The sequence below is a fragment of the Solibacillus sp. FSL K6-4121 genome (assembly GCF_038002585.1).
GTDB lineage: Bacteria > Bacillota > Bacilli > Bacillales_A > Planococcaceae > Solibacillus > Solibacillus faecavium.
The window spans coordinates 1141949-1153940 of record NZ_JBBOCS010000002.1; the positions used below are offsets into that span (position 1 = coordinate 1141949).

Annotated in this window: 10 protein-coding genes; 1 reads left to right on the forward strand and 9 read right to left on the reverse strand. The window is 40.7% G+C overall.

Translation table 11 applies throughout. The annotated features are described in order from the left end of the window. Positions 1 to 2 precede the first annotated feature (2 nt). The 3 genes from MHH95_RS15395 to mce form a co-directional block, all read right to left on the reverse strand. Positions 3 to 941: a GrpB family protein gene (locus tag MHH95_RS15395; protein ID WP_340728308.1), complete on the reverse strand. Its 939-nt coding sequence runs from the start codon at positions 939 to 941 to the stop codon at positions 3 to 5. Between the two features lie 873 nt (positions 942 to 1814). Further along, on the reverse strand, positions 1815 to 3362 hold the full coding sequence (locus MHH95_RS15400) for an acyl-CoA carboxylase subunit beta (protein ID WP_340728780.1): 1548 nt from the start codon (positions 3360 to 3362) through the stop codon (positions 1815 to 1817). Positions 3363 to 3376: 14 nt separating this feature from the next. Continuing rightward, positions 3377 to 3790, reverse strand: a complete 414-nt coding sequence (gene mce / locus MHH95_RS15405) for a methylmalonyl-CoA epimerase (protein WP_336046916.1) — start codon at positions 3788 to 3790, stop codon at positions 3377 to 3379. A 109-nt stretch (positions 3791 to 3899) separates the two neighbouring features. Here mce and prli42 point away from each other — a divergent pair, with 109 nt between their 5' ends. After that, positions 3900 to 3995 carry a stressosome-associated protein Prli42 gene (gene prli42, locus MHH95_RS15410; RefSeq protein ID WP_008404197.1) on the forward strand — a complete coding sequence of 32 codons (96 nt, stop codon included), beginning with the start codon at positions 3900 to 3902 and terminating at the stop codon, positions 3993 to 3995. Between the two features lie 24 nt (positions 3996 to 4019). Here prli42 and MHH95_RS15415 read toward each other — a convergent pair whose 3' ends face one another. The 6 genes from MHH95_RS15415 to MHH95_RS15440 all read right to left on the reverse strand — a co-directional run bounded on the left by MHH95_RS15415 (position 4020) and on the right by MHH95_RS15440 (position 11953). Then, positions 4020 to 4976: an aromatic acid exporter family protein gene (locus tag MHH95_RS15415; protein WP_340728309.1), complete on the reverse strand. Its 957-nt coding sequence runs from the start codon at positions 4974 to 4976 to the stop codon at positions 4020 to 4022. 73 nt (positions 4977 to 5049) lie between these two features. Then, positions 5050 to 5490: a BrxA/BrxB family bacilliredoxin gene (locus MHH95_RS15420; RefSeq protein WP_191699952.1), complete on the reverse strand. Its 441-nt coding sequence runs from the start codon at positions 5488 to 5490 to the stop codon at positions 5050 to 5052. A 72-nt stretch (positions 5491 to 5562) separates the two neighbouring features. After that, complete coding sequence (gene meaB / locus MHH95_RS15425; RefSeq protein WP_340728310.1) at positions 5563 to 6654, reverse strand: methylmalonyl Co-A mutase-associated GTPase MeaB; 1092 nt, start codon at positions 6652 to 6654, stop codon at positions 5563 to 5565. Continuing rightward, positions 6654 to 8804, reverse strand: coding sequence for a methylmalonyl-CoA mutase (gene scpA / locus MHH95_RS15430; RefSeq protein WP_340728311.1), 2151 nt, complete (start codon positions 8802 to 8804; stop codon positions 6654 to 6656). The genes meaB and scpA overlap by 1 nt, the downstream gene beginning before the upstream one ends. Continuing rightward, positions 8801 to 10483: a methylmalonyl-CoA mutase family protein gene (locus MHH95_RS15435; protein ID WP_340728313.1), complete on the reverse strand. Its 1683-nt coding sequence runs from the start codon at positions 10481 to 10483 to the stop codon at positions 8801 to 8803. The genes scpA and MHH95_RS15435 overlap by 4 nt, the downstream gene beginning before the upstream one ends. 126 nt (positions 10484 to 10609) lie before the next feature. Further along, the gene (locus MHH95_RS15440) at positions 10610 to 11953 is read right to left on the reverse strand and encodes a dihydrolipoamide acetyltransferase family protein (RefSeq protein WP_340728314.1); all 1344 of its coding nucleotides are present in this window, start codon (positions 11951 to 11953) and stop codon (positions 10610 to 10612) included. Positions 11954 to 11992: the final 39 nt, after the last annotated feature.

Here is an 11992-nt window from a genome sequence, read left to right on the forward strand (position 1 = left end):
CATCACCCCAAATTGTGCTTTTTTAATGATATTAACGGAAAATAATCCGCATGACCTCGAATGAGCAGTTTCCCATCATCCGGTGTAACCCAGAAAAAACGGAATACCTTACCATCTTCTGCTCCACCACCAGTTGGTTCATAGTTCCATTCATCTTGAGTCTCATCTATATTTAACCGATAAAAGTATCGGTGATGAATTACGCCATCATCATTTTCCCAGAAATCGTCAATCAGATAATGAATGTCGGGGAAATTGCTTAACCCCGTTTCCTCCTCCATTTCTCGCTTCACTGCATCAACAGGCAGCTCCCTATGCTTTACGGTTCCTTTAGGAATTTGAATACCTGCTTTCTTTACCGGATGCTGAAATACTAGAATTTGAGTCTCTGCCTCTGTCATTCTTGTTATGTATCCATAGGATTTTTTAATAATCGACCATTCCTGTGCTTCTTCCATTAGCCCGGTTACGAAACTTTCTTTAGCTTGTTGGTAACTGGACGTATCATCTGGAAATTTAGTTGCAAGTTCTATTTTCAATTGTCCGTATTTTCGTGCTTGCTCAGGATGATTCATTAAATAATATTTAAATTGTAAATGCTTATTTATATTTTCATGACCAGCACGATAAATATGCACATGATGGCTTCGATTATGACCACCTTTTGTATAATAACGACGGTCTGTTATGCCGTTTTCACCTCGTACTTCATAGCCAAGTTGACACATTTTTTCATCATAAAGTACAGTCTTATCAATATTTGAAAGTCCAATCACAATATCGATAATCGGTTTTGCATAGCCTATAGTCGGAATAGCTGTACTTCCAATATGATAAATTTGAATTAACTCTTCCTGGAAAATATCCTTTAGCCGCCTTGCTTCTTCCTCATATAATTTATTCCAATCACTTGTCCATTTACGGATGATTGTATTTCTCATAAATTAACTCCCTTCTTCAAAAATGGTAATCAGAGATGCTTGGAAAATAGACGACCATAACATGGGGTTGCTTTTCTAATAAAATTCCACTTGATTGGTGGGCTGCGGCAAGACAGCGCTAAAGCCACGTGTCTTTATCACTGCCTTTATTGCCGTTTGCGAGGCCCACCAATCCCAAAATTTCACCCTCGTTATAAAGTGAAGTAAAAAACACCTAATCAAGCCGCTTGCGCTATCGCGAGGCGGCAGAGAGCAGAAATGCTAAGTTTTATTATCTTCATTTTTGCAGAAATTTACGTTACGCCAAAGCAGAGTGACATGGAGCGAAGGGTGAGCCGCCCAAAATACTGGACTCCTTAGCGATTAAGCGTGCGCGGAAAATAGTTGCTCCTGTCGCTGCCGCTTTCGTCGCAAAACTTTTTGACAAAAGCTTTGGAGCCACGCCGCCCGGAACGGAGTACAACGGACGCGCGCTTCAAAAACACTTGCTCGACGCGTTTTCCCCGTAGAACAGCAGAACGCAATTCATTAGAAAATCTTATTTTTTCAATTTTGTCATCCCCAACTTATGGTGATGAATCTAATAGACGGAGAATTTCCGCTTATTTGGAAAATTATATACTTTATCGCTCAAATAGAGGGAGTAATTCCGCTTATTGTTCTGAAAAACATAAATATAGGGAATTTTTCACTAAATAAACGGAAAACTTCCCCTTATTTAAGCCAAAATCAGTGCCATCTTTAAAATAGCCGGAAAATCTCCGCTTATTTGTTGGTCGGAATCCTTGCTCGGTCATCTCACCCACTTTAAACAAAAACACCAGCCCTCTATAAAATAAAGAGCTGGTGCCATACTGTTTTAAACAGTCAAAATTATAGTGGAATGTTGCCGTGTTTTTTATACGGACGGTCTTCTTGCTTCGTTGAAAGCATATCCAATGCCTGGATTAGCTTAATACGCGTTTCACGAGGATCAATTACATCGTCAACCATACCGCGAGATGCGGCAACATATGGGTTAGCGAATTTTTCTTTATATTCCTCGATCTTCGCTGCACGTGTAGCGTCTGGATCTGCAGATTTCGCGATTTCACCTGCGTGAATGATATTCGCTGCACCAGCAGCACCCATTACCGCGATTTCAGCATTCGGCCATGCAAACACTAAATCTGCGCCAATTGCTTTTGAGTTTAATGCTACATATGCGCCACCGTATGCTTTACGTAAAATAACCGTAATTTTCGGTACAGTTGCTTCTGAGTATGCATAAAGAATTTTCGCGCCGTGTCGGATAATTCCGCCGTGCTCTTGCTTAACACCTGGGAAGAAACCAGATACGTCTTCGAATGTAATAACTGGAACATTAAATGCATCACATGTACGAACGAAACGAGCTAATTTATCAGATGAATCGATATCAAGTCCACCTGCTAAGAACTTCGGCTGGTTACAAACTAATCCTACTGATTCACCCGCGATACGTGCAAAACCAACTACGATGTTTTTCGCAAATTCTTTTTGCACTTCCATGAATGTTCCTTCATCTACCACTTGTTCTACTACTTTACGAACATCATAAGATTTCGTTTGGTCGATCGGAACGACATCAACAAGCTCTGAACGGAAGTTGTCGCCTTCTGGAGCTGGCTGCTTCGGTGCTTTTTCCTTATTGTTTTGCGGTAAGTAAGATAGTAATTGCTGAATTTGTGCAATGGCTGCTTCTTCATTTTCAGCGCGGAAGTGGGCATTACCTGAAACCGCATTATGCACTTTTGATCCACCTAAACCTTCAGCAGAAATTTTCTCACCTGTAACTGTTTCAATTACTTTTGGACCTGTAATAAACATTTGAGACGTTTTATCAACCATTAAGATGAAGTCCGTAATTGCTGGTGAATAAACAGCACCGCCAGCACATGGTCCCATAATTACTGAGATTTGCGGAATAACACCTGAATAAATTGAGTTACGGTAGAAAATGTGGCCATATCCATCTAAAGAAAGTACACCTTCTTGAATACGCGCACCGCCTGAATCATTAATACCGATAAATGGTGTACCGTTTTTAGCAGCTAAATCCATAACTGCAGCGATTTTTTTCGCATGCATTTCACCTAGTGCTCCACCAAATACAGTAAAATCTTGCGCGAATAAATAAACATTACGACCATTAATTTTACCGAAACCTGTAACAACACCATCACCAGGTCCCTCTAATTTCCCCATACCAAAGTCAACAGTACGGTGTGTAATGAATGGGTTAATCTCAACGAATGATCCTTCATCCAATAACATTTCGATTCGCTCGCGGGCAGTCATTTTACCTTTTTCGTGTTGCTTTTCAATACGTGCATCGCCGCCACCAAGCTGGATTGCTTCTTTGCGGTCATATAGCTCATTAATTTTATCAAACATATCCATCGTAATTGTCATCGTTATTTATCCCCTTTTCCGCTTTTATCACATAATTCATAAAGTACACCAAATGAGTCTTTAGGATGTAAAAACGCCACTTCTGCGCCACCAGCACCTGGGCCTGGCTCGTCCGACAGCAGTCTTACACCTTTTTCACGTAATTCTGCCATGCGCTCGCGGATCCCCGTTACACCAAAAGCAACATGGTGAATGCCTTCTCCACGCTTTTCCAAAAAGCCGTGAATCGCACTCTTTTCACTCATCGGTTCGAGAAGCTCAATTTTCACATTTCCTGCATCAATGAACGCTACTTTCACTTGCTGAGATTCTACTTCTTCCATTTTTAAAAGCTTTAAACCTAGCGTTTCTGTGTAATATGTAATACGTTCTTCAATATTGCGTACAGCAATACCAATATGATCAACTTTTTCCACGATGTTTGACTCCCTTATAATAAAATTTCTATGAGGTAATTCAATAGTACTTGAGAATTCCTTCAGATTTGTTAAACTAAAATTAGTTCATTATGAAGGAGCGAAAACAATGAGCAACAAAAAATTCCAAAAGATCGTCGTTTATTCAATGGTTGTAATTATGTTAATTTCAACTGTGGCAATGGGCGTAGCAGCAATCATGTAATGGATGTTTCGTACATCCATTTTTTTATTTCATACCTTTAAATGATTGCTTTATAACAAGATAAGCATCCATTTCCTCAATAAACTGATACAACGATGCCATCGCAATAAACGTCTCATGGTCATTAGGCAGCGGCATTTTTGCAAACTCTTCCTTCACTTTATCCAACTTCTCCAAAAAATGACTTGCTGTATTTCCCGAGTGAACATGCTCACTAAGGTCTTCTATAAATGCTGCAACAAGTGGCGCCTGCTCGGTCATAACCGGTAGTGTTGTTATTTTAGGCAACACACGTTCAATAATTTCGAGCTGCTTTTCACGCATATCAAAATACACATAATATATATTTTCTTTACGTGTTAAATGGTTTTCGACATCTTTGAACGCTAGCGCTTTCCCCGCCTCAATCACCTTTGCTGCTTCAATAATTTCTTTACCATCCCATAACGTATCACCATTTCGTAAATACACGGCAATTTCCGCCAGTATTTTCTTTAATAATGATTCAATCTTTTCACGATTGTAAAACAGGCCATGCTGTATATCAGGCATGTACATATTAATAACTACCCCGACGCCAAAACCAATTGCCATTAATCCCAATTCATTTAATAGTAAATCGGTTGTAAAATCAGCAGTTAAAAAAATATGCATCATAATGACAGAACTCGAGATAAAGCCTTCCACAACCCGCAATGATACGATCGTAGGTATGAATAGAAGTAAAACAATCCCCAAAACGATCGGTGAATAACCGAATATTTCGAAAAATATGAATGCATATGTCATACCAACCAATGTGGAAACGACTCTCGTATAAACTGCATGGAGAGATTTTCGTTTAGTTGGTTGAATACATAAAATCGTTAAAATTCCGGCCGCCGTAAAAAACTGTAAATCAAAATACTGGGCAATTGCTATCGCGATAGAAGCTCCAAGCGCTGTTTTCAGTGTACGATAGCCGATTGAAAATTTTTTCATATCGGTAGTACCCCCTTTTTATAGTAAGTGTAACGGGTGCACATTATGACACCCGTCCACTTAAAATAATCGCTTAGATTTCTTCGCAGTTCTCTTCGAAGTGTCCTTGTAGGTTTGTTACAACACTCATTGGATCATGACCTTCGATTTCAAAACGACCAACTTCTCCAACAACTTGACCATCTTTTAATAAGATAAATGATGGTGATGATGGAATGTGATCTTCACCGAAATAATAACGAGCAGCTGCTGTCGCTTCTTTATCTTGACCAGCAAATACTGTTACTAAATAATCCGGACGTTTATCATAATGTACAGCATGTGTTGCTGCTGGACGTGCAATACCGCCTGCACAGCCACATACAGAATTCACCATTACAAGTGTAGTCCCTTTACGAGCAAACGCTGCTTCTACTTCTTCCGGAGTGCGCAGTTGTTCATAGCCAGCTGCTTCCATTTCCGCACGTGCAGTCGTTGTAATTTGTTGCATAAATAAATCATAATCCATGTTCATAAGCTTTTTAGCCCCTTTCAATATTCCTTTTTACTATAGCAAGGTTACGAAAGATGTGCAAAGACTGTTGATTCATTTATTATTGTCTTCTTCACCAAATAATGCATTGACCCCTTGTGTAACGGTTAAACGTCCATGCAAAATTTCATCCTCAAGTGAACGTACTTGCTTTTTTCGATCCGAATTTTTATAAAACGAATCGATTAAATGGTCGGTAATCATCGAATGGAACCAATCACGTGTTTGTTTATGTCGTCGGAGATTCCAATAGTTGGACTCCTTCACGGTCTGCTCAAATTCCATTAACATCGCCCAAACGTTATCCAGGCCTTTTTTCTCCATTGAAGAAACAGTTAAAGCTGTACTTAACCAGCCTGGTGTGGATGGCTGCAAGAAGTGAAGTATTTGTTTGTATTCCTGCATTGTCCGACGTGCCGGGCGAACATTGTCACCATCCGCTTTATGGACGATAATGCCGTCCGCAAGCTCCATGATGCCCTTTTTCATACCTTGCAGCTCATCGCCTGCACCCGTCAATACGAGCAGTAGGAAGAAATCGACCATGCCGCGTACATACGTTTCACTTTGTCCGACACCGACTGTTTCTATTAAAATTACGTCATAGCCAGCTGCTTCACATAAAAGCATTGTCTCTCGAGATTTTTTATGGACACCGCCTAATGTCCCGGCACTAGGTGATGGACGAACAAATGCGTTTTCTTGACGCACTAGTTCTTCCATCCGCGTTTTATCCCCTAAAATACTACCACCTGAAAGTGACGAGCTAGGATCTATCGCCAACACGGCTACGCGCTTCCCCATTTTACAAAGCATTGTACCAAACGCTTCAATAAATGAGCTTTTGCCTGCACCTGGAACACCCGTAATGCCAATACGAATCGCATTGCCTGTATGCGGCAAAAGCTCTTGTAACAGCTTTTGCGCGTCTTCTTTATGGGTATTGTTCGAGCTTTCGATAAGCGTAATGGCTTTTGCAAGCGATGTACGGTCACCTGCTCGAACTTCCCCTGCTAACTGTTGAATATCAAGCGCTTCCTGCTTTTTTTTCCTGAATTTCTTTGGGTTTGAATAGCTCATACCATCATGACCACCCTTCACGCCATCCATGACAAATAAAGCACTTTTGTCTTGATGTGGCATCATTATTCCGCCACTTCCTCATAGCCTAGCTTCTTGTAAATTTCTTCAATGATACGCATTGCTGAAACCGGAATTACTGAACCTGGACCGAAAATGGCTACAGCACCTGCTTCATATAGGAAATCGTAGTCTTGAGCTGGAATAACCCCGCCGCAAATAACGATAATATCTTCGCGACCTAGTTTTTTCAGTTCCGCGATTAATTCAGGCACTAATGTTTTATGTCCTGCTGCAAGTGAAGAAACACCAACACAGTGAACATCGTTTTCGTTTGCCATTTGAGCTGTTTCTTCAGGCGTCATAAACAATGGAGAAATATCTACGTCAAAGCCTAAGTCGGCATATCCCGTTGCAACAACTTTCGCACCGCGGTCATGTCCGTCTTGTCCCATTTTCGCTACTAAAATACGTGGGCGACGGCCTTCTGCTTCTAGGAAGTCTTCTGTCATTTGTTTTACTTCAGCAATCATTTCATCATCTGAGAAGTTTGCTGAATATACCCCTGAAATTGAACGGATAATCGCTTTATGACGACCTGATACCGCTTCAATCGCATCAGAAATTTCACCTAATGATGCACGTGCGCGAGCTGCATCTACAGCAATCGCCAATAAGTTTTCAGAGCCATCCTCAGCTGCTTTTGTAAGACGGGCTAAATGTTTTTGCACTTCCGCTTCATCACGTGTTGCCTTCATTTTTTCAAGTCGTGCAATTTGTGCTTCACGAACGATTGCATTGTCGATATCTAAAATATCAATCGGGTCTTCTTCAGCAAGACGATATTTGTTAACCCCAACAATCGTTTCTGCTTTTGAGTCGATTTTTGCCTGGCGTTTTGCCGCAGCTTCTTCAACTTTCATTTTTGGCAGACCTGTTTCGATCGCTTTTGCCATACCGCCTAGCCCTTCAATTTCCTCGATTAATTCCCATGCTTTTTCTGTCAGTTCTTCTGTTAGTTTTTCAACATAATACGAACCGCCCCATGGATCGATTACTTTCGTCATACCCGTTTCTTCTTGCAGGAATAACTGTGTATTACGTGCAATACGAGCCGAGAAGTCTGTTGGCAAGGCGATTGCTTCATCGAGTGCGTTCGTATGAAGTGATTGAGTATGCCCCATCGCTGCTGCATTCGCTTCGATTAATGTACGCGTTACGTTATTGAATGGATCTTGCTCCGTTAAACTCCAGCCTGATGTTTGCGAGTGTGTACGTAGTGCAAGAGACTTTGAATTTTTCGGGTTAAATGTAGACATCATTTGTGCCCAAATACGACGTGCTGCACGCATTTTCGCGATTTCCATGTAGTAGTTCATACCGATAGCCCAGAAGAATGATAATCGTGGTGCAAATGCATCGATATCAATACCTGCTTTTAATCCCGTACGTACATATTCCAAACCGTCAGCCAATGTATAAGCAAGCTCGATATCATTCGTCGCACCAGCTTCTTGAATATGGTAGCCCGAAATAGAAATCGAGTTGAATTTTGGCATGTATTTCGCTGTATATTCGAAAATATCGGCAATAATTTTCATCGACATAGCCGGTGGGTAAATATACGTATTACGCACCATATACTCTTTTAAAATGTCGTTTTGAATCGTTCCTGCCAATTTGTCTGGTGAAACGCCCTGTTCTTCTGCAGCCACAATATAGAAAGCCAATACAGGTAGTACAGCACCATTCATAGTCATAGATACCGACATTTGATCCAACGGAATTCCGTCAAACAAAATTTTCGCATCTTCAACAGAATCGATTGCCACTCCGGCTTTTCCGACATCCCCTGTTACACGAGGATGATCTGAGTCATAACCGCGGTGTGTTGCTAAGTCGAATGCTACAGATAATCCCTTTTGTCCCATCGCAAGGTTACGACGGTAAAACGCATTTGATTCCTCTGCTGTCGAGAAGCCTGCATATTGACGAACTGTCCATGGACGAGCAACATACATTGTAGGGTATGGTCCACGCGTATTAGGCGCGATACCTGCCACATCATTTAAATGTTTAGCTTGTTGATTATCCGCTTGATTGTATACCGAATTTACTTCGATGCCTTCATTTGTTAAATATGAGCCTGTAGAAGTAAGTTGTTCCGCCTGTAGCACATCTTCAATTACAACGGATTCGAAATTTGCTTTACTCATTGTTGTACCTCCTTCACACGCGTCACGACATCATTTAGTTTCTGAACAATATTTTGACCTGCAAAAATAAAGCCGTTTAAGCCGTTCGCAGTCCATGCTGCTTCATCATCTTTGAATTTACCAGCAACATCTATTACGACATTTGCTTTTTTACTTTGTAGCAGTGTCGGTAAAATGGCCTTTGTATCATCATCAGTAGCTGCAACAACCACATAATCATATTCCGCGCTTTCTAACCACTGCACAGCATCTTCAATTGTTTGGAACCCGGCAGTTTGATGTGCCACAATTCCTGCTGTTGCAAAGAAGCCTTGTACGAAATCAGCACGCGGCTTATAGTTTTTCAGCTCACCAAATGTTAAAATAGCTGGCTTTAATCCTGCTTGAGCAAAATTAGCACGCAAATTTTCAAATGGAAGTGCAATGCGCTTCACATCAGCAAATTGAGCATTTACAGCTGTAGGGATTTCATCTACAGGATTTGCATAAATATTTGTACCAATTAAAGAATGCTTACGTGTTTCCACTTGCGCGATTCTTGTATTATAAACTTCTTCAATTTTTGCATCGATTCCGTAAGCGTGTAATCCGCCTGCTTTTTCGATTTCTAAAAACAGTGCCCATGCTTCTTTTACATAATCAGCTGTCAATGATTCGATAAAGTATGAACCACCAGCTGGGTCGATTACGTTTGTTACATGAGACTCTTCTTTTGTAACAAGGGATACGTTGCGTGCAATACGGACAGATTGGCCAGTCAGTGCTGTTAATGCGTCATGTGGATGCACTGTAATTACATCGGCACCACCGATTGCCGCTGAGAATGCTTCGTTTCCTGCGCGTAATAAGTTTACGTATACATCATACTTTGAGAAGCTGCGTACAGATGTTTCAGCTACTACCGGTACTGCACTTGCTTCATGACCAAATGCTGAAGTAAACGCTTTCCATAACACTTTGAATGCACGGATTTTTGCGACTTCTGCAAAGAATTGTGTATCGACAGCAAATTGCACGAAAAATTTATTTTCAAATTCTTTGAAATCATCCATATCTTTAGCCAGTTCAGCAGCTTGTACTAATGCAATAGCAACCTCTTGAACTGCATTTGCGCCATTATTGTGGAACGGAACTGTGTCGGCCGCATATGTACGGACGTTTGGATAGTCAGCCAGCAAAATGGCTTCTGGTGCAACAATGAATCCTTTTACAGCTGCACGTTTTGATTTATCTATATAATCAAATACACGTAACACGTCATCTTCAGAAGATTTCACTGTAACTTTAAATGAATTTTCAGAAAAATAAGTAGCGAGTTTGCTTAAATTTTCTTCTGACCAATCAAAAGCAACAGGGCTGTAGATAGTAATCATTTCGTTGCCGCGTAATAAGCTTTCTTCTAGGTTTGCAAAAAAGCTTGCAGCATCTGCCCCATTAATTTGCTGTGCAACAGTAAAACTTGCTGACTCAGTTAGCGAGCGAATCGTTGATACTTGCTTTTCTAATTGATCCCCCAGCTTCTCCAATAATGTTTCTTGTGTATATAGTGGCTCAAGCGTAATGTTTTCAATCGTTTTTGTGAATAGGGATTCAAACGGTTTTCCTTTTAAAGCTTTTACCGCTTCTTCCTTCCACTGATTGTAGCTAGCAGACTGAAATTCAATATCTTTCATATTCATTGACATGTGGACGCTTAGTAGCTTCCCCCCTTGTTATATTTCTGTACTATATTTTACACGAGAATGTTCTGACAATAAAGTAAAAAAAAACGCGAAAGCCTTATTTTACAGGCTTTCGCGGCACTTTTAGTAGACTGACATCTTCTTTTTATCTACGTTTTCGAGAATTTCCTTCACACGAGATAGGAATTTACCACAAATCATACCATCCAAAATTCTATGATCTAATGATAAACATAAATTTACTATGGACCTCGGTGCAATCATATTACCCTGTACTATTACAGGCTTCTTTACAATACTTTCCACCTGCAATATGGCTGCTTGTGGATGGTTGATAATGCCCATTGACTGAACAGAACCAAATGAACCCGTATTGTTGACCGTAAATGTACCACCTTGCATATGCTCGAGTTTCAGCTTCCCATTGCGTACAAGATGTGCATATTCGTGAATTTCTCTCGCAATGCCTTTAATCGATTTTTCATCGACATTTTTAATAACCGGCACAAACAATGCATCATCAGTAGCAACTGCGATTGATAAATTAATATCTTTCTTTTGAATAATTTTATCTTCAGCCCATACAGAGTTGATGATTGGATATTCTTTTAATGCCTGTGAAACAGCTTTTAGGAAGAATGCAAAATAAGTCAGGTTAAAGCCTTCTTTTTTCTTAAATTCCTCTTTAATGCTATCACGGTATTCAACAAGCTCGGTTACATCCACTTCCATCATCATCCATGCATGAGGAATTTCATGTGTACTGCGTAGCATGTTTTTCGCAATCGCTTTACGTACTTGTGTTACCGGAATTTCAATATCTCCTGCAGCCGTCACTTGTTCGTTTGGACGTGGTGCAGCTGGAGAAGGTGACGAAGGCTGTGGTTGAGGTGTCATTTCATCCTGTGGCTCAACAAATGCTACTGGTTGTTCATCATTTGAGATTGCTTGATTAGTAGGCTTTCCAGCTGCCACGTATGCTTCGACATCTTTTCTCGTAATACGGTTGCCCGTTCCTGTACCTTCGATTTGGGACAAGTCTACATCATGTTCGTTTGCCAATGCTAAAACTGCTGGAGAAAATCTGCCCGGTTTTCGTTCTGTACGAGCTGGCTTCTCCTCTTTTTTTGCAACAGGCTCTTCTTCTTTTCGCTGTACTCCTGCATTTAAAATCGCTGAGCTGACATTTGAGCTTTTTTCTACAGGTGCAGCTGGCAGTTCAGACCCTTCTATTTCAACCGTACATACAACTGCTCCTACTGGCAGAGTTTCCCCTTCAGAAGCGATGAGTTCCTTAATAACACCTGCAAAAGAAGAAGGGATTTCTGCATTTACTTTATCTGTAGTCACTTCTGCCAACGGATCATATTTATTTACTTTATCGCCCACCTGGACAAGCCAACGTTCGATTTTACCTTCTGTTACACTTTCGCCAAGTTGTGGCATGACAATATTTTGAATGGTCATTTAACAATCCCCCTTTAACTAATAACACTTTGGTGAAAT